Source organism: Dactylosporangium sucinum, assembly GCF_014647515.1.
GTDB classification, from domain to species: Bacteria; Actinomycetota; Actinomycetes; order Mycobacteriales; family Micromonosporaceae; genus Dactylosporangium; species Dactylosporangium sucinum.
This window is the reverse complement of record NZ_BMPI01000051.1, coordinates 54043-71749: the sequence shown is the minus strand read 5'-3', so window position 1 is coordinate 71749 and position 17707 is coordinate 54043. Positions and strand designations below refer to the sequence as shown.

Below are 17707 nucleotides of genomic sequence, written 5' to 3'. Positions count from 1 at the left end.
GGTCGGGGAGTCGCCAGTGGCGGCTCCCCGACTCTGTTTTCCGGCCGTTGTGCCTACGGTTGCCGGTCATGGACGCCGCTGACATCGCCAGGGTCGCTCGCCTCGAGCGCCAGATCGCCTTCCTGTACCGCCACTTCGGGCTCGACCCGCGCCTCGCCGAGCAGATCGACGTGCCGCGCGACCTGCCGCCCGAGTTCGCCGACGCGCTGCGCCAGCACAACCTGATCCTGGCGATCAAGATTTACCGGCAGGCGACCGGTGCGAGCCTGGCCGAGGCAAAGGCCGCCGTCGAACGAATGGCCTGAGGCCGACTCCTGCACCCTTGACTTGGTTGCGGAACCCTTGCATGACTTCCGCCACAGGGCCGTTTTCGGGTCTGATATCCCCATCCCCTCGACCAGGGAGGACATGTGGGATTCAACAAGAGGTTCACCGGTGCGGTCGCCGTCGCGGCCGCGCTGACGGTGACCGGCGCGGGCTTGTCGTCACCGGCAAGCGCCGCACCCACCGGGACGACCGAGTACACGGTCGTCGCGGCGGACAACGTCTCCGCGGCTGACGCCGCCGCCGCCATCAAGAAGGCCGGGGGCACGATCACCGCGACCAACGAGACGGTCGGGATGTTCACGGTCGTCGCCGCGCAGAACGGCTTCGTCGAGAAGGCGGCTGCCTCCGCGCAGCTCGTCGGCGCGACGCACCGCATGCCGATCGGCAAGGCGCCCAAGAAGCAGCAGCCGGTGGACGTGGACAAGGCGGTCGCCGCGGCCAAGAAGGGCGGGAAGAAGCCGACCACGGCCGGCATGGACCCGCTCGACGACAAGCTGTGGGGCCTCACGGCCGTCAAGTCCGACAAGGCGCGGAAGGTCAACGCGGGCGACAAGCGCGTGACCGTCGGCATCCTGGACACCGGCGTCGACGCGTCGCAGCCCGACATCGCTCCCAACTTCAACTGGGCGCTGTCGAAGAACTTCGCGAAGGACATGCCCGACATCGACGGCCCGTGTGAGGTCGCGAGCTGCCTCGACCCGGTCGGCACCGACGACGGCGGCCACGGCACGCACGTCGCCGGCACGATCGGCGCGGCGGCCAACGGCTTCGGCATCTCGGGTGTCGCGCCGAACGTGTCGCTGGTCGAGCTCAAGGGCGGCCAGGACTCCGGGTACTTCTTCCTGGAGCCCACCGTCAACGCGCTCGTCCACGCCGCGAACAACGGCATCGACGTGGTCAACATGTCGTTCTACGTCGACCCGTGGCTGTACAACTGCACCGCCAACCCGGCCGACTCCCCGGCCGCGCAGGCGGAGCAGCGCACCATCATCCGGGCGATGTTCCGGGCGCTGACCTACGCGCACTTCAAGGGCGTCACGCTCGTGAGCGCGCTGGGCAACAACCACGAGGACATCGGCAAGCCCCGCACGGACTTCTCCAGCCCGGACTACCCGGGGGGCACCGAGTACGAGCGGCCGATCGACAACAACTCCTGCTGGGACCTTCCCACCGAGGGCCCCTTCGTCATCGGTGTCTCGGCGCTGGGCCCGTCGCTGACGAAGTCGGACTACTCCAACTACGGTCTGGAGCAGATCGGCGTCTCGGCACCGGGCGGCTATTTCCGTGACGGCTTCGGCACGGACTCGTACCGCACCAACGAGAACATGATCCTCTCCACGTACCCGAAGAAGGTGCTGCAGGAGGAGGGCACGGTCGACGCCGACGGCAACATCACGCCGGCCGGCGAGGGCCTGGTCTACAAGGAGTGCAACGCCAAGGGCCAGTGCGGCTACTACACCTACCTGCAGGGCACCTCGATGGCGTCCCCGCACGCGGCCGGTGTGGCGGCGCTGATCGTCAGCGCCCACGGTGAGAAGAAGGGCAAGGACTTCGGTCTCGAGCCCTGGAAGGTGGAGTACCTGCTCTACAGCTCCGCCGCCGAGCGCGCCTGCCCGACGCCGCGGCTGGTGTCCTACACCAACGTGGGACGCCCGGCCGAGTTCGACGCCCTCTGCGAGGGTGGCACGGAGTTCAACGGCTTCTACGGCTTCGGCATCGTCGACGCCTACGCGGCCGTGACCGCCCGCGCCTGGTGGGAGCACCGCTAGACGAGTGAAACCCGCCTGGTGGTGCGATCATGCTCCCCGCGCCACCAGGCGGCCTCCCAGCATGGCGTCGACCTTGCTGACGAGCTGGCTCGGCCGGAGCGGCTTCTGCACGTACTCCGTGGCGCCGACCAGCATCGCCTCCTCCCGGCCGCGCAGCCGCCCGTAGGCGCTGACCATCAGGACCGGCAGCTCGCGAAGCGCCGGGTCGGCGCGCAACCGCTTGCACAGGTCGAGGCCCGAGACCTTCGGCATCCACATGTCGGTGACCAGCAGGTCGAACGTCGCGTCTTCCAGGGCCGCGAGCGCCTGCGAGCCGTCGGCGACCGCGGTCACCGCGGCGCCGGCCCCCTCCAGCGCCATCGCGAACAGGTCGCGGATGTCCGGGTCGTCCTCCGCCAGGAGCACGCTCGCGAGGGGCGCGGCCCGTGGCGGTACAACATCCTCCTCCACAGTCCTCAGCTTAGGATCACGTCCGTGGTGTACGAGGCGGCTTCGGGCCGATACCAGGACATGCTCTACCGGCGCAGCGGACGGAGCGGGCTCAAGCTGCCGGCGATCTCGCTCGGCCTGTGGCACAACTTCGGCGACGGCCGGTCGTACGAGACGCAGCGGGCGATCGTGCGCCGCGCCTTCGACCTCGGCGTGACGCACTTCGACCTGGCGAACAACTACGGTCCCCCGCCGGGCTCCGCCGAGTCCAACTTCGGCCGGATCATGGCCGACGACCTGCGCCCGTACCGTGACGAGCTGGTGGTGTCGACCAAGGCCGGCTACGACATGTGGCCGGGTCCCTATGGTGAGTGGGGTTCGCGGAAGTACCTCTTGAGCTCGCTGGACCAGTCGCTGCGGCGCATGGGGCTGGAGTACGTCGACATCTTCTACTCCCACCGGCCCGACCCGGACACGCCGCTGGAGGAGACGATGGGCGCCCTGGACCGGGCGGTGCGCTCCGGCAAGGCGCTCTACGTGGGCATCTCGAACTACACCCCCGCGCAGACCCGGGAGGCGGCGCACATCCTGCGTTCGCTGGGCACGCCGCTGCTGATCCACCAGCCGCGGTACTCCATGTTCGACCGGTGGATCGAGGCCTCCCTGCTCGACGTGCTGGAGTCGGAGGGGGTCGGCTGCATCCCGTTCTCGCCGCTGGCGCAGGGGCTGCTCACCGACCGGTACCTGCACGGGATCCCGGCGGACTCGCGGGTCCGGACGAGCCGGTTCCTCGCCGAGACCGCGCTGACGCCGTCGCTGCTGGACGCGATCCGCTCGCTGGACGAGGTGGCTCGCCGGCGCGGGCAGAGCCTGGCGCAGCTGGCTCTGGCGTGGGCGCTGCGCGACCAGCGGGTCACGTCGCTCATCATCGGGGCGAGCAGCGTGACCCAGCTGGAGCAGAACATCGGGGCGCTTTCGCACCTGACGATCTCCGACGGGGAGCTGTCGGAGATCGACAAGCTACTTGCTCAGGACCGCGCTTAGCGTGCCGAGGATCGACTGGAGGGCGGGCGGGACCGCGCCGTCCTCCGCCACGATCTCGCGGCCGTTGTACCGCATGCTGTACGTGAAGCCGTCGGCCACCGTGCCGCTGTTGGCGTTCACGCTGGGGATCTTGGAGTAGTCGACGCTGTCCAGGGCCTTCTTGAGGGCGGCCAGCTCCTGGTCGGAGAGCTTGCCGGTCTTGCCGCCGCTCTTGCTCTGGATCGTGTAGGAGCCGTCCTGGGCGACGGTGAGACGGTCGTTGACCCCGGCTATGCCGCCCGTTCTGGTGAAGGCGACGAGCGTCTGGCCCGTGTTCGTGCCCGGGCTTTCGCTGGGGGTCTCCGTCGCGCTCGGTGCTTCGGTTGCGCTCGGCGCGGTGCTCGCGTCCCCGGCGGGGCCCGGGGCGTCCGCGCAGCCGGTGAGCGTCAGGGCCAGCAGGACGGCCGCCGCCGCGAGTCTCGGCTTCATCGTTGGTCTCTCCATCCGTCAGGGTCCTCGTCGGTTGGACGGTGCCGCGTTATGTCCGGTTCCCCGGTGACGTCGCGCACAATCCTGCTGCGGTGACGCTCGTGGGCCCGAAACCTGGTCGTTTCTGTCGTACCCCAGGTTCATGATGTGCCCATGCGCCTCGATCCGTATCGCCGAGTCCTCGCCCTGCCCGGCGTGCGGTCGCTCATGGTGCTGGCCCTGCTGGCCCGGATCCCGATCACCGCCATCGGGGTCACCATGACGCTGCACGTCGCCCAGGACCTGCACCGGGGCTGGGGCGCGGCGGGTCTGGTCGGCGCGGCGCTGACCGTGGGCACGGCGCTCGGGGGTCCGCTCAACGGGCGGTTCGTCGACCGGCGCGGCCTGCGGCCGATGCTGCTGGTCACGACGGCTGCCGAGGCGCTGTTCTGGGTCATCTCGCCGTCCATGTCCTATCCGGTGCTGCTCGTGGGCGCCTTCGTCGCGGGCGTGTTCTCGTTGCCGGTGTTCTCCGTGGTGCGCCAGTCGATCGCCGCGCTGGTGCCGGCGGACCAGCGCCGCCAGGCCTATGCGCTCGACTCGATGTCGGTCGAGATCTCGTTCATGGCGGGGCCGCCGCTCGCGGTGCTGCTCATGAGCGCGCTGTCGGGCCGGGTCGCGATGTGGTCGATCGGCGGGACGCTGGTGCTGGCCGGCCTCGCGCTGTACCTGACCAATCCGCCGGTCCACTCGGCCCACGACGAGCCGGTCGCCGCCGGCCCGGTGCGCCGTCGCGACTGGCTGACGCCGCGCTTCATCGCCGTGTGCGCCGCCGCGGCCGCCACGACGGTCGTGCTGGCCGGCACCGACCTCGCCATCGTCGCCATGATGCGCGATGCGGGCCGCGTCGAGCTCGTCGGCGCCGTGCTCGCCGCGTGGGGCGTCTACTCCCTCGCGGGCGGCTTCGTCTACGGCGCGCTGACGCGGGCCGTCCCGCTCGTGGCCCTGCTGGGCGGCCTCAGCCTGTTCACGCTGCCGGTCGGCCTGGTCGGCGACGCGTGGCCCCTGCTGTTCGCGGTCCTGATCCCGGCGGGCGCCCTGTGCGCCCCGACGCTGAGCGCGAGCGTCGACCTGGTGAGCCGCCTGGTCCCGGCCCCGGCCCGCGGCGAGGCGATGGGCTGGCACGGCTCCTCCCTGACGGTGGGCCTGGCCATCGGCTCCCCGCTGGCGGGCTGGGCCATCGACCGCGGCTCCCCGGCGTGGGGCTTCGCCTCGGTGGCCGCCGCGAGCCTCGCGGCCACCCTGGCTCTCCTGGCGTTCCAGTCCTTCGGCCGCCGCACCCCCCAGCCGCAGTCCGCACCCCCCGCCGCACCCTCGACCCCGGCTCCGACCCCGACCGCCACCCCGGCCGCGAACCCGGCCGCCACCGCAACCCCGACCCCGGCCACCACCCAGACCCCAGCCGCCACCCCGGCCACGATCGCCACCTCGACGGCGGGCGCATCCGCTGGCCCGACAGCGAGCACGGCGACGGGCACGGCCACGGACCCGGCGACGGGCACGGCGGCCAGCGCGGCGGCGGACTCGGCCGTTGGCTCGCCGACGGGCACGGTGGCCGGCGTGGCTTCGATTCCGGCGGCAGACACACTCGCTCCGCATCGTCCTGAGCCGCTTGCGGCCGCGTCCTCCGCTCCGACCACTGCGGACGGTGCCGAGTCCGTCGCGATGACGGCCGGCCGCCCGGACCAGCGCCCGGCCGCGAGCACCGCTCGCTGACCGGCGGGGCGGGCGATCCTGGGCCGGCGGCGCGCCGCCGATCGGCCCGCACTCCCGCCAGCCGGACTCTTCGCCCAGCCCGCCGCTTCGCCCGGCCCGCCGCCTCGCCCGGCCCGCCGCCTCGCCCAGCCCGCCGCCTCGCCCAGCCCGCAGTCGCTGCCCGGGCCCGAGTCCTCGCTCTGCCCGCAGCCTCGTTCTGACCTGAATCCCACACGGGCCGCACTCCGTGCCCGGGCCGCGGTCGCGGCCCGGGACCGAGTCCTCGCTCTGCCCACCGGCTCGTCTGACCCTGACCTCGCATGGGCCGCGCCCTCGCACGGGCCGGGCTGGCACCGCGATCGCGGTGGCGGTGCCGCGAACCTTTCTTACTGTGGGCCTCTCGCCGTGCTTCGGGTTGAGTCGGCCTCCACTTCGAGGTATTTGCCTGAATTGCACGGTTGCGGCGAGGGCCACTTGGTCGGGATCGGAGCAGCGGGTCGGTTGCGGTCCATGATCCAGGGAGAGTTTTGGCTGTCTGGGCAGCCAAATGCTTCCAATGATCATGGAGCGACGCCGACTTGGAGGCCGGCCCACCGCCCGCGCCAGCCCGCCCGGCCGCGCCAGCCCCGCCGGCCGCGCCAGGCCCGCCCGGCCGCGCCAGCCCCGCCGGCTGCGCCACTCGCCGCCACCCCCCCGCCAACCCACGAGTGCCGCTCGGCCGGGGTGGGAAGGCGGAGCTCCGGGCCGAGCAGGGGCGTCGATGGAAGGAATCTCCGGCCGGGCCGCGGCGGCTGGGAGTTTTGGCTGGTCGGAGGGGATCTGAACAGAGTCGTCGCGGGCCGGGCCAAGTTAACTCTGAAAAATTCGTCGTGAGAAATTTCTTCAGTTGGTGCCACGCGTCATGGATCTAGGACCGAGGGCGCCGCCACGAACGTGTAGCCCAGTTCCTGGAGGCCCTCAACCAACCTCGGGAGGTACTCCAGGCCCAGGAACGGGTGGTAGAAGAAGGCCGCCACGTTGTCGCGGACCACCAGCTGGCGCCTCGCCGATGTCAGGAGGTCGGGGACCAGGCGGACGCCGTGTTGGTTAAATCTTTGTGTTGCCACGTTTCCTAGTGTTTCGGGGATCACCGGTGTCCCATACGCGTCCTTTACGACGTATGGGAAGTACTGGCTCACCGAGCGTGCACCTCTCGGCGTGCCCGACAAAATTCCCGAGAAATACAGTACCTGCTCAAAACGGGCGCGAATTCCCGACGCGGACGATATCGCTCGGTAGTCCGTTGCGCTCGCTGTGTAGTGAGGGAACTCCCAGATGTCCGGGGGTGTCAAGCCCGCCGCTGCCCACTCCGAGCGGGCGGACTCCAGGCGGGACAGCGCCCACTCCGCCGAGTCGCCCGGGATCGGGCCGTCCAGGACCACCGAGCCCGAGGACGCATCCACGTGGGCGCGGTAGAACTCGTAGTCCTCGGCGCTCACGCCGTACGGATTCGGGGCGCCCGCGAAGCCGTGGGTGTATCCGTGCATGAGCAGCGTGCCGCCGTGGGCCGTCATGTACCGCAGCGCCGAGACCACCTCCGGGGCCGCCTGCAGGGTCTTGTGGACCGGCACGCCGCCGGAATAGATGCCGGCCGCGTCATCGTAAACAGGAAATACCGCAACGGCGAACGGCACCTTACGAGAGGACAGATAGTCCGCGATGGCGCGCAACTGCGCCGGGTTGGAATGCGGGCCCACGTCCTCGATGCGGACCAGCGCGCGGTGCCGGGGCGGCGTCGCCGGGGCCAGCAGGTCGAACAGCAGGTCGGCCAGGGCGAGGTACCGGTCGTCGAAGCTCACGTAGGTGAACGGGACCTCGGCAACGTACGTCAGGCGGCCCACCCGCAGGGCCCACGGGGTCACGCCGCCCGCGGCGTCCACCGCATCGGCCAACGTCGCTGCCTCGACGCCCGGGGAGGCGGCCAGCCGGACCAGCGCGCCGGCCGCGCGGTTGCGGGTGAGGGAGGTGCCGCGATAGCGGATCTCGGTGACCCCGTCGTCGGCGACCGTCGCATTCTGAAAACCGATTCCGGGGTACCGCGAGATCAATTGCCAGATGTTGGCGCCCAGCCACAGGACGGGCGCTCCCGCCGCCACGTCGGCGAGGAACGCGGGCGGCAGGGGTTCGTCGTACGTCGATCCGATATAGATCGTCAACTGGTACTTCTTGGCCGTCCCGGACGTGTACTTCGTCACGGGCAGCGCCTCCCATGATCCGAAGTGGGAGGCCAGATTCCCAGCTTGGACGGCGTACAACTCGCCCAGGTCCCCGTATTGCCCGGTGATGTCATACAGGACGAGGACCCCGCTCGCCGGGTATGCAGGAGAACGGCCCGCCGACGGGCTGGCCGGAGTCGTCCCGATTGGAGAGGTTTTGCAGGCGTTCACCGAGACGACCACGAGGACCAGCACGGCGATCACGGCGACGAGCCCGCTCGGACGACCGTTCGTCACAGCGAGTATTCGGCGGACTGCGGCTCGATGCATGCGCAACTCTCCGGAGAACTCGTCATCAACGATATCAAATCGGACGGAATTCGTGGCCCGGTCGGGCATATTCGCCGGGTCGTCCGACAAACGGGATGGTTGCGTCCGTCACTCAGCGCGGTACGATCCGGCAGAGCCGCCCTGCGGTGATCGGTGCGGAACCCCCTCCGTATCGCTCCGCTCGTGGCACACCCGACGGAGGGCGATCTTGACTACGTGCTGCCCGTTCGCAGCTAGCACGCCGGACCGGCTGGTCCCATCGTGGCCGCCGGCAGTCGTGGCCCCGCGACCGGCAGTCGTGCCCCCGCAAAGCGGCTCGGGTTTCCTGCGTTCTGAGAGGTCCGCATGAGCACGGCGATGCAGGTCCTGCTGCGCCACTGGCCGGGCATGAAGGTCTCCTGGCTCGGTGCCGGAGCGGTCGTCCACTCGGGTGACGAGCCGAGCCCGGGCGCCGCCCAGCTGGTGGTCTCCCCCCACGGCGGTTCCACCGAGTGCGCTGTCGTGATCAGCTCGCACACGGTCAAGCTGCAGCCCGCGATGGTCGAGGAACTGGCCGAGGTCCTGGCCAACGGTCTCCCTCGCGGGTTCAGCGCGATGCGCTTCGTCGCCTGGGACGGCGCCTGCGCCACCAACGAGCGGCCCGCCGCCGCCCACATGATCTCCATGCGGCTCGGCATCGACGTCATCGCCGCCGCCGGCCCGCTGCTCGGCGTCCCCGGCGGCTCGCTGTTCGCGCCGATCGGCCGCGGCGAGCACCGCCCCGGCGGCTTCTGGCGCTTCCGCACCGGCACCAACCCGGTGCGCGTGGGCTGGCGCTTCCCGGCCCCGGCGTGGGAGGCCGACCTCAGCGCCGAGCTGCCCGAACTGCCCGGCGACCTGGTGCTCGACCAGATCCCGGCCGGCCTGTGGCTGCACCGCCGCCGCGTCGGCGCCGTCACCGACCTGGCCTTCTCGGTGCCGACCGACCACGCGCACCCGTCGCTCATCCTGTCGCACCCCGGCGAGAAGCCGCTCCACCGCGAGGAGTTCGCGCACGCCGTCTCCGCGATCCCGGCGCTCGCCGCCGACCGCTGCGTCATCACGCCGTACGGGCAGCAGCCGCTGGCCGACGGTCCGGTGGGGCCGGTCGTGGCGGACGTGCTGGGCCGCGCGGTGCATGTGCGCACCGGTTTACCCCTGTGCGCGCCCGCCGGCCAGCGAGCCGTCGTCACCATCGACCAGAAGGGCCTGCCGCGCTGGCGCACGTTCGCCCGCGAGCTCTGGCACGCCCCGCGCAACGGCGCCCCCCGCGCGGTCGACTGGGTCAACCCCTGCCCCGACCTGCTCGACGACCCGGCCGGCGCGGCGACGTTCTCGCTCGGCAGCGGCTGGGTGCTCGAGGTCGTGCAGGCCGGCCTGTGGATCCGCCCGGAGCACCTGACCGACCCGGCGGACTGGATCCGCGGGCTGCCGGTCGACGTGAACCGCTGCGCGATCGTGGTGGGCGCGCCCAACGCGGCCGAGGTGCCGCCGCCCGGTCACATGATCTCAGAGGTACTGGAGAAGCTGCCGATCGACGCGCGGAAGCGCGCGTACATCGCCGTCCCGCGGGGCGCCGCTCCCACCGTCTTCGTGCTCGCCACCGCGCTGCGCGACTCGCTGCCCGAGCCGGGCGAGGTCGAGCTGGTCGGGCCGACCCCGCACACGCCGTCCTCGGCGCTGCCCGCATACCCGGCGTCGACGACCACCACGGGCTCGTTCCCGGCGGTCGACAACGGCGCGACCTACGGGCGGAGCCGCCGCGGCGACGCCAACGGCCCGTACCTCGTCGACGGCCGCCCGGCCAACGGTCACCCGTCCGGCGCGCACCCGACGGTGTCCCGCCCGGCGTACGAGGAGCGCGGCACGACGTACGGGCAGCGCCCGCACGAGGACCGGCCGTACGACGAGCCGCGCACCAACGGGTTCGCGGCGCAGCACGGGCCGCGCGAGCCGCGCACCGGCGCCCTGCCGCCCATGGACCGCACCGGCGCCATGCCCGCCGTCGACCGCACCGGGGCCATGCCGCCGGTGGACCGCGACCGCACCGGCGCGCTGCCGCCCGCCGACCGCACCGGCGCGCTGCCGCCGATGGACCGCACGGGGGCCATGCCGCCCGTGGACCGCGACCGCACGGGGGCGTTCCCGGCCGAGCCGCGCACCGGGGGCTTCCCGGCCGAGCCGCGGACGGGCGCGTTCCCGCCGGCCGAGGCGACCGGGTCGTTCGCGCCGGTCAGCCCGAACGGCGCGCACCGCCCGAGCAACGGCCGCCACCCGGCCGGCCCGCACGGCGGCCACCCGGCGGACGCGACGTCGGCGTTCCCGCCGGCCAACGGCTACGCCGGCCCGCCCCGCAACGGACAGAACGGCAACGGCCACAACGGCAACGGACAGAACGGGTACCTGAACGGCCACGGTCCCAACGGGCACCCGCCGATGCACCCCGAGCTGCACGTCGCCCCGCCGCGCACGTTCCACCGCGAGGACCAGCCGATCGCGCCCGGGCCGAACGGGCAGCAGGGGTACAGCTTCGACGCCCCCAACTACGACGAGCACCACTTCGACCTGCCCGTCCCGCCGAGCCGGCACCACGACGAGGCGACCGGCCGCATGCCGGCGCAGCGCGCGCCGATGCACGACGACGGCGAGGACGAGCGCGACGAGAACTCGTCGCCGAACACCGGCCGGGAGATCCGCTCGCACAGCAAGAAGGGCAAGACGACCCGCGCCGACGACAAGACGAGCACGCAGGAGCTCGACCGGCTGCTCGGGTTCTTCGACGAGATCCGCCGCGCGAAGGCGTGGGACGAGGACCCGAAGTCGCCGGACCAGCAGGCCGAGCGGCGCGCCGCCGCCGGCCAGCCGCCCGCCGGCCCGCGCCGCGCCCGGCACTGACCATCGACCGCGAACGGCCCGTCCCCACAGGGGGACGGGCCGTCGGCGTATTCAGGAGGATTGTTTAGGATCGCACGGTGCTCGACATCATGCTGCCGCACTACGGTGACCTGCGTCTGCTGAAGCTCGCCGTCGACAGCGTGCTCGCCCAGACCGACGAGCGCTGGCGGCTGACCGTCTTCGACGACAACCCGGCCGGCCGGCACGAGGAGGTGCCGGCGTTCTTCGCGGCGCTGGACGACCCGCGCGTGCGGTACCACCGAAACCCGGAGAACCTCGGGATCACCCGGAACTTTCAGCAGTGCATCGACCGGGCGACCGAGCCGTTCATGGTGATCATGGGCTGTGACGACGTGATGCTGCCCGGTTACGTGGCGCGCGTCCACCAGTTGGTCGAGGCGCACCCGGACGCGGTGCTCGTCCAGCCGGGCGTCGAGGTGATCGACGCCGACGGCGCCGTCGTGAAGACCCTGGTCGACTCGACGAAACGGCGCGTGTACGCACCCAAGTTCGCGGGGACGCTGGTGATGACCGGCGAGGAGCTCGCGGTGAGCCTGCTGCGGGGCAACTGGCTGTACTTCCCGTCGCTGGCCTGGCGCACCTCGGAGATGCAGGCGGTCGGCTTCGACGCCACCCTGTCGGTGATCCAGGACCTGGCGCTCATCCTCAACCTGGTGGTGCGGGGCGGCTCGCTGGTCGCCGACGACACGCTCTGCTTCCAGTACCGCCGCCACGGCGAGAGCCTGTCCGCGTCGTCCGCCGTGACCGGCAACCGGTTCAGCGAGGCCCGCAACTTCTTCCTGGGCGCCGCGGCGCGCATGGAGGCGCACGGCTGGCCCCGGGCGGCCAAGGCGGCCCGCTGGCACCTGTCGTCGCGCATCCACGCCCTGACGATGCTGCCGGCGGCCGCCAAGCAGCGCAGCGGGAGCAGCGTGCGGGTGCTCACGCGGTATGCCTTCGGGCCGCCCCGTCAGACGTCGAGATAGGGCCGGATCTCCACCGACCACCACGGCGCGGCCGGGTGACCGGCCGCGCACTCGATGGCCTCGTCGAGGTCGGCGCACTCGACCAGCTCGAACCCGCCGATCTGCTCGCGCGTCTCGGCGAACGGCCCGTCGGTCACGATGACCTTCCCGTCGCGCACCCGGACCGTGCGGGCGTAGCGGGCCGGCCGCAGCCGCTGCCCCTTGTGCACGATGCCGCGCCGTGCCATGTCGGCCTCCCAGACGACGAAATCGGGCGAGGCGACGATGTCGTCGGGGCTCGGCTCGTCGGGGTTGTCGTCGCAGATGAGCATCAGGTACTTCATGCATCTCCGACGAACGGCAACTGTCGAAATCGACCGCGCAGGAACGTCGTCTCCACAAACCCGATCTTCTTGGAGATGACGATGTACCCCTCGGTGCACTTGAGCGGTGAACAGCCGGAGTCCGAGCGGCGCGAGGCGGACCGGCGCATGGGCGAGCTCGCGCGGTCGGTCCGGCGATGGTGGTGCTGGTTGCGGGGAGGGTGGGAGTCGAACCCACACGGGCGTGAACCCAACGCCGTTTTCGAGACGGGTGCCGGCACCTATCGGCTGGCCTCCCCCGGTCGTGCGCACCCTTGGCAGGATTCGAACCTGCGGCCTCCTCGTTCGTAGCGAGGCGCTCTCATCCGCTGAGCTACAAGGGCATGGGTGTGACGCGGAGAGTGAGGGGATCGAACCCCCGCGGGGTCTCCCCCCGTCGACGGCTTAGCAAGCCGCAGCCTTACCTCTCGGCCAACTCTCCAGCCCCCCCTTCCGCGTCGATCTTGCACTTGTGGTGCCTGACAAACCGGGACATTCTCGGGCTGTCCTGGCACCACAAGTGCAAGATCGACGCGGGGGTGAGCGCGCGGGGCTCGGCGGGCGGTAGGAAGGACCCGCCGAGCCCGATTCAGCGCCGGGCGAGTGCGGCCCACGTCGGAGTCGACGGCTGGACCCGCAGCACCATGCCCGCTTCGGCGGGGGTGCGGTCGCCCTTGCGCTGGTTGCAGGCCGTGCAGGCCGCAACCGTGTTCTTCCAGGTGTTCCGCCCGCCCCGCGAGCGGGGCAGGATGTGGTCGATGGTCATGGCCTCGCGCCCGCAGTAGCCGCAGCGGCGGCCGTCGCGGGCGTGCACGCCGGCGCGCGACCACGCCGGCCCGGCGCCGAAGCGCCAGCGCGTCACCACGTAGCTGACGAGCCGCACCACCCGCGGGAGCGGGTAGACCCCGATCAACCGGTCCGGCTCCGCCTCGTGCACGACGGCCACCTCACGCAGCAGCATGCGGACGGCGTGGCGGAGTGAGACCCGGTGCAGGGGTCCGAGGTCGGCGTTGAGAACGAGAACCGCGGTCACCGGGCCTCCTCCCTTCCTGTCGTACCGAGTTCCAGGTGTTGCACCAAACGATCTTGCGTGCCGTGAGCGGGACTCGAACCCGCACTGATCCCGCTTTGAACGGGGCGCCTCTGCCGATTGGGCTACCGCGGCGTGTACCGAATGGAATTGTCAAACAACAATGCAATGCACGGGCGGCAGGAATCGAACCCGCAACCGTCGGATTTGGAGGCCGGTGCTCTACCGATTGAGCTACACCCGTATGTGTCCGGTTGTGCATGAAAAAAGCCGCCCGATGCTCACCGGGCGGCTACCGAGGCAGGCTGGACCTAGCCTCGCCACCGTCCGGAGCGCAGCGACAACTCACCGGTCAGGGCGCTGACCAGCGCGAAGCCGGGACGTGACCGCCAACTGCGGGACAGGGCGGCTCGACCGAGCGGCGCGCTCGCCGTCAGCCATCGCTCCTTGTGCCCGTTCATCGGTGGTCCTTTCCTTGCCGGCGTGCCGTTGACGTATTCAAAGATACGACCCGGCCCGGACGGCGGCAAGAGATTAACTACGCGGCGGTGTAATGCGCGAGGTACAGGTTCATCTCGTCGGTGGACTCGTCGCCCTCGTTGACGCTGAACCAGAGCGAGTTCTCCAGCCAGAAGCGGTGGATGAACTGCTCGAAGCCGTCGGCCGCGCGGACCATGTTGGCGATGAGGGTCGCGCGATCGACCTCCTCCAGGCCGACGATCTCCAGCAGCCACGGTGAGGCGATCACGAACGGCTGCTCGCCGGGGCGCAGGTAGAGGTACCAGATGACCGCGTCCTGCTGGTCGCGGAGGAAGCGCACGAGCTGGGCGGTCGGCTCCACCGGGCTGGGGACCGGGCGGGGCGCGAGGTCGAAGTCGCAGCCCGTGCACGACGGGATGGCGTCCATGAGCACCTGGCTGCTCATGAACCGCTTGAAGGCGGCCGGCAGCTCGACGTGCTGGGACAGGGCGCCGACCTCCATGGCCCGCAGCGGGTCGTGCGGCGCGCCGGGGACGAGCCAGGCGAACGTCCCCTCGTGGCAGGACTCGTCGACGACCGGCAGGCTCTCCGTGGGGTAGAGCTCGTACGTGCCCATGCTCGCCCGGGCGCTGCCCAGGTCCGTGCCCCACCAGCCGTGCGGGAAGTCGATCGTCATGTGTCGCACGGTACGGCCAGGGGTGGGGTTCTTCCGTCGCCTATCGGACCGACACGGGCGCGCGTTTCCGCAATCGGCTACGCGGAGGCCTCGGCGGGGGCGGGCTCGGGGGCCATCGGCACCACGCCCAGGTAGTTGAGCTTGTCCACGATCGCCTCGGCGGTGAACGGCTTGATCACGTACTCGTGCGCGCCCGCGGCGAGCGCCCGCACGATCTGGCCGTGCTCGCTCTCGGTCGTGACCATCATGAGCGTCATCTGGCGGAGGTGCTTCTGCTTGCGGACGGCCATGACGAACTCCAGGCCGTTCATCTCGGGCATGTTCCAGTCGATGAGCGACAGCCCGGGCTGGAGGTCGTCGTCCCAGATCTGGTCGAGCGCGTCCTTGCCGTTGGTGGCTTCGCGCACCTCGAAGCCCAACGGCAGCAGGATCCGTTTCAGGATGCCCCGCATCGCACGCGAATCGTCGATGACCATGGCGAGCTTGGTGTCCATGCAGGCTTCCCCTCTCCGCACTGCCCATCGGCGGGGGCCCACAGATCCTGAAGGAAACCCCGGTGGGGCCGCCGGCGCACCGGCGGCCCCACCGGCCTCAGGGGTCACGGCGCGCTGCTCGTCCGCCTCATCTGGACCGTCATGGCCGGGTTGGTCAGGCTCATCGCCACCGAGCCGCAGTTGATCTTCATCGGCTGCGGGACCCGGGCGAGCAGCTTGCCGCTGTAGTCCTGCACGCCGTTGCGGAAGAACGTCTCGGTGCCGTTGGGGCGGGGGTCGCCGTACACGACCATGCCGTTCTCTACCTTGAACGTGTAGCTGATGTACCCGCTGAACACGTAGTCGAAGGTGCTGGTGCCGTTGGTGCCGGTGAGGTGCACGCCGTTGCCGTAGTCGAACACCGCGCGGCCGGTGTCGCTGTACCGCTGGAACGTCCCGCTGCTGCGGAACGGGAACACGCCGGTGTTGAGCACGGTGACCTGCTCGTCGTGCTGCTCCTCCAGCCAGACGCCATAGACGCAGGCGGCGTCGGCGGCCGCCGAGGCGCTCGGCGACGCGCTGGCCGACGGCTCCGCCGTCGCGGTGGCGGACGGGCCGGCGGTGACGGCCGGGCTCGCGCTGGCGGCCGCGGAGGCCGAGGAGGTGACCGACGGCGCGGCGGCCGGTAGGGCGTCCTCCTCGCCGCCGGACGTCGCCGCGTAGACGATCACGGCCCCGACGAGCAGCAGCGCGACGACGCCGAAGATCAGGCCGGGGATGAGCAGCGGGTTGCGCGGCCTTGGCGCCGGGACACCGGGATGGCCCGGCGGGTAGCCACCGCCGGACGTGGGCGGCACGGGCGGGAAGGGGCTCGTCGGCGACCGGCCGTAGGCGGCCGGGAACGGGCCGCCGGCGGGCGCCGCGGGGACCCCTCCGGTCGCCGGGCCCGGGGCCGCCGCGGGGAACGCGCCGGTCGCCCCGGCCGGGCCGGGGGTCGCCGGGCCGGGGGTCGCCGGGCCGGCGGGCTGGGCCGAGGTGGCGGGGTAGCCGTTGGTGGGCTGGGGACCGCTGGCGGGGGTCGGTGGCCGGCCGGGCGCACCGGGCTGGGCCGGTGGCTGGGCTGGGCCGGGCACGCCCCGGAAGAGGCGGCAGTTGGCGCAGAATCCCTGGGCGTCGATTCCGTTGGCTCCGCAGCGCGGGCACTGCACAGCGACCCCTCCCTCCGTAGGAGGCCAACCTATCGTGCGGCGCCAAACTCTTGCGACGCCCGACAGTGTCGTCGCACAGCGGGTCGTCCACTGTGGAGGGCCCGGAAATGGGCGAGACCGGCATCCACGGGGGAAGACGCCGGTCTCGATGAAAACTGTAAGGCCCGCCGGGCGTTTCCGCCAGCCGTGCGGGGGCCTGAAACTCCCGGAAACGATTTCGGGTTTCGCGACCGCCCGGCCGGGCCGCGACGGGCCGGCCGGTATGGTGTCCAGCCAGGTGGGCGCGACGCGATGAGGAGGCGGATGTCGACCCTGTTGGTGGTCGTGCTCGGCATCGCCGGCCTGGCCCTGCTCACCGTCGGCGCCGATCAGCTGGTCGTCGGGGCCGGGCGGCTGGCCACCGTGCTGCGGGTCGCGCCCGTGATCGTCGGGGTCATCGTCATCGGGCTCGGCACCAGCGCGCCGGAGTTCGTCGTCTCCGGGACCGCCGCCGTGCAGGGCAACGCCGGGCTCGCGCTGGGCAACCTCGTCGGATCGAACATCCTCAACGTAACGCTGATCCTCGGGGTCGTCGCGATCGTCTCGCCGGTGCTGGTCCGCTCGTCGGTGCCGGTGCGCGAGGCCCCGCTGATGGTGGCCGCCGTCGCCGTCTTCGGCGCCTTCGCGCTGGTCGGCATGAAATTCGTGGCGGGGGTACTGCTGGCAGCGCTCAGCCTGGGCGCGCTCCTCCTGCTGGGCCGCCTGTCCCGGGTACCGCCGGATGATCCGCTCCCGGACGACGTGGCCGCGTTCGTCGAGCCGTCCCCGCCGCCCGACCGCTGGTGGGTCGAGGCCTGCCGGACGCTGCTCGGCCTGGCCGCGACCCTCGGCGGGGCCCAGCTGCTGGTCGCCAACGCCAGCACGCTCGCGTCGCGGTGGGGCGTGAGCGACACGGTCATCGGCTTCACGCTCGTGGCGGTCGGCACGTCGCTGCCCGAGCTGATGACGTCCGTGCAGGCCCAGCGGCGCGGCGAGGGCGACCTCATGGTCGGCAACCTGCTCGGCAGCAATCTGTTCAACAGCCTGATCGGCGGGGCGGTCGTGGGCCTGGCGGCGGGCGGCGACACGATCGCGCCGTTCGGCTTCGCGGCCGTCACCGCGATGGTGCTGGCGGCGGCCCTGGCCTGGCTGCTGCTCAAGCGGGGCAGCCGGATCACCCGGCCCGAGGCGGCGGTGCTGCTGTGCGCGTACGCCGCGATCCTGCCACTGTTGATCTCCGCGAATCCGTGACGTTTCCTCTTCGACCGGTTGGGTACGCGGGTCGA

At 71.5% G+C, this 17707-nt stretch carries 15 protein-coding genes, 4 tRNA genes and 1 pseudogene; 7 read left to right on the top strand and 13 right to left on the bottom strand.

Going from position 1 to position 17707, the window contains the following annotated elements; all coding sequences use genetic code 11:
* Positions 1-68: 68 nt before the first annotated feature.
* Together IEZ31_RS39050 and IEZ31_RS39045 are read left to right on the top strand one after the other, a co-directional pair.
* The gene (locus IEZ31_RS39050; RefSeq protein WP_190255139.1) at positions 69-305 is read left to right on the top strand and encodes a hypothetical protein; all 237 of its coding nucleotides are present in this window, start codon (positions 69-71) and stop codon (positions 303-305) included.
* 105 nt (positions 306-410) lie between these two features.
* Entirely contained in the window at positions 411-2096 is a 1686-nt protein-coding gene (locus IEZ31_RS39045; RefSeq protein ID WP_190255138.1) for a S8 family peptidase, read from the top strand.
* A 27-nt stretch (positions 2097-2123) separates the two neighbouring features.
* Here the strand turns inward: IEZ31_RS39045 and IEZ31_RS39040 are convergent, their stop codons facing one another.
* Positions 2124-2546, bottom strand: coding sequence for a response regulator (locus tag IEZ31_RS39040; RefSeq protein ID WP_190255137.1), 423 nt, complete (start codon positions 2544-2546; stop codon positions 2124-2126).
* Positions 2547-2606: 60 nt separating this feature from the next.
* On the opposite strand from IEZ31_RS39040, the gene mgrA reads away from it, so the two are divergent.
* Positions 2607-3569 (top strand): L-glyceraldehyde 3-phosphate reductase, encoded by a 963-nt coding sequence (gene mgrA / locus IEZ31_RS39035; protein WP_308429470.1) that lies wholly within the window; start codon positions 2607-2609, stop codon positions 3567-3569.
* Here mgrA and IEZ31_RS39030 read toward each other — a convergent pair.
* Entirely contained in the window at positions 3546-4037 is a 492-nt protein-coding gene (locus tag IEZ31_RS39030) for a hypothetical protein (protein WP_190255135.1), read from the bottom strand. The two genes, mgrA and IEZ31_RS39030, sit on opposite strands and share 24 nt — an antisense overlap.
* 153 nt (positions 4038-4190) lie before the next feature.
* Between IEZ31_RS39030 and IEZ31_RS39025 the strand changes: the two are divergent.
* Positions 4191-5429 (top strand): annotated as a pseudogene (locus IEZ31_RS39025) (MFS transporter); the annotation flags it as partial.
* A gap of 1241 nt (positions 5430-6670) precedes the next feature.
* On the opposite strand, the gene IEZ31_RS39020 reads toward IEZ31_RS39025, so the two are convergent.
* Positions 6671-8230: a DUF2334 domain-containing protein gene (locus IEZ31_RS39020; protein ID WP_229836307.1), complete on the bottom strand. Its 1560-nt coding sequence runs from the start codon at positions 8228-8230 to the stop codon at positions 6671-6673.
* Positions 8231-8641: 411 nt separating this feature from the next.
* On the opposite strand from IEZ31_RS39020, the gene IEZ31_RS39015 reads away from it, so the two are divergent.
* Together IEZ31_RS39015 and IEZ31_RS39010 are read left to right on the top strand one after the other, a co-directional pair.
* Entirely contained in the window at positions 8642-11209 is a 2568-nt protein-coding gene (locus IEZ31_RS39015) for a hypothetical protein (RefSeq protein WP_190255133.1), read from the top strand.
* A 77-nt stretch (positions 11210-11286) separates the two neighbouring features.
* On the top strand, positions 11287-12195 hold the full coding sequence (locus IEZ31_RS39010) for a glycosyltransferase family 2 protein (protein ID WP_229836306.1): 909 nt from the start codon (positions 11287-11289) through the stop codon (positions 12193-12195).
* Here the strand turns inward: IEZ31_RS39010 and IEZ31_RS39005 are convergent.
* From IEZ31_RS39005 to IEZ31_RS38960, 10 genes are all read right to left on the bottom strand, one after another.
* Complete coding sequence (locus IEZ31_RS39005; protein WP_190255132.1) at positions 12180-12518, bottom strand: YciI family protein; 339 nt, start codon at positions 12516-12518, stop codon at positions 12180-12182. The two genes, IEZ31_RS39010 and IEZ31_RS39005, sit on opposite strands and share 16 nt — an antisense overlap.
* Positions 12519-12710: 192 nt before the next feature.
* Positions 12711-12796: transfer RNA gene (locus IEZ31_RS39000), tRNA-Ser, on the bottom strand.
* A 10-nt stretch (positions 12797-12806) separates the two neighbouring features.
* Positions 12807-12880: transfer RNA gene (locus tag IEZ31_RS38995), tRNA-Arg, on the bottom strand.
* A gap of 12 nt (positions 12881-12892) precedes the next feature.
* Positions 12893-12978, bottom strand: a tRNA-Ser gene (locus IEZ31_RS38990).
* Between the two features lie 147 nt (positions 12979-13125).
* Positions 13126-13569, bottom strand: a complete 444-nt coding sequence (locus IEZ31_RS38985; protein WP_190255131.1) for an HNH endonuclease — start codon at positions 13567-13569, stop codon at positions 13126-13128.
* Between the two features lie 168 nt (positions 13570-13737).
* Positions 13738-13810, bottom strand: a tRNA-Trp gene (locus IEZ31_RS38980).
* 67 nt (positions 13811-13877) lie between these two features.
* Positions 13878-14027, bottom strand: coding sequence for a hypothetical protein (locus IEZ31_RS38975; RefSeq protein WP_190255130.1), 150 nt, complete (start codon positions 14025-14027; stop codon positions 13878-13880).
* Between the two features lie 77 nt (positions 14028-14104).
* Entirely contained in the window at positions 14105-14722 is a 618-nt protein-coding gene (locus tag IEZ31_RS38970; protein WP_190255129.1) for a hypothetical protein, read from the bottom strand.
* A 77-nt stretch (positions 14723-14799) separates the two neighbouring features.
* Complete coding sequence (locus tag IEZ31_RS38965) at positions 14800-15216, bottom strand: response regulator (protein ID WP_190255128.1); 417 nt, start codon at positions 15214-15216, stop codon at positions 14800-14802.
* Positions 15217-15320: 104 nt separating this feature from the next.
* Positions 15321-16403: a hypothetical protein gene (locus tag IEZ31_RS38960; RefSeq protein ID WP_190255127.1), complete on the bottom strand. Its 1083-nt coding sequence runs from the start codon at positions 16401-16403 to the stop codon at positions 15321-15323.
* A 303-nt stretch (positions 16404-16706) separates the two neighbouring features.
* Here IEZ31_RS38960 and IEZ31_RS38955 point away from each other — a divergent pair, with 303 nt between their 5' ends.
* The gene (locus tag IEZ31_RS38955; RefSeq protein WP_190255126.1) at positions 16707-17672 is read left to right on the top strand and encodes a sodium:calcium antiporter; all 966 of its coding nucleotides are present in this window, start codon (positions 16707-16709) and stop codon (positions 17670-17672) included.
* Positions 17673-17707: the final 35 nt, after the last annotated feature.

Bases quoted from the DNA above. Each gene is read 5' to 3' on its own strand.
- IEZ31_RS38975 (WP_190255130.1), bottom strand. From the start codon at position 14,027: ATGAACGGGCACAAGGAGCGATGGCTGACGGCGAGCGCGCCGCTCGGT.
- IEZ31_RS38970 (WP_190255129.1), bottom strand. From the start codon at position 14,722: ATGACGATCGACTTCCCGCACGGCTGGTGGGGCACGGACCTGGGCAGC.
- IEZ31_RS38955 (WP_190255126.1), top strand. From the start codon at position 16,707: ATGTCGACCCTGTTGGTGGTCGTGCTCGGCATCGCCGGCCTGGCCCTG.
- IEZ31_RS38965 (WP_190255128.1), bottom strand. From the start codon at position 15,216: ATGGACACCAAGCTCGCCATGGTCATCGACGATTCGCGTGCGATGCGG.
- mgrA (WP_308429470.1), top strand. From the start codon at position 2,607: ATGCTCTACCGGCGCAGCGGACGGAGCGGGCTCAAGCTGCCGGCGATC.
- IEZ31_RS39030 (WP_190255135.1), bottom strand. From the start codon at position 4,037: ATGAAGCCGAGACTCGCGGCGGCGGCCGTCCTGCTGGCCCTGACGCTC.
- IEZ31_RS39005 (WP_190255132.1), bottom strand. From the start codon at position 12,518: ATGAAGTACCTGATGCTCATCTGCGACGACAACCCCGACGAGCCGAGC.
- IEZ31_RS39015 (WP_190255133.1), top strand. From the start codon at position 8,642: ATGAGCACGGCGATGCAGGTCCTGCTGCGCCACTGGCCGGGCATGAAG.
- IEZ31_RS39050 (WP_190255139.1), top strand. From the start codon at position 69: ATGGACGCCGCTGACATCGCCAGGGTCGCTCGCCTCGAGCGCCAGATC.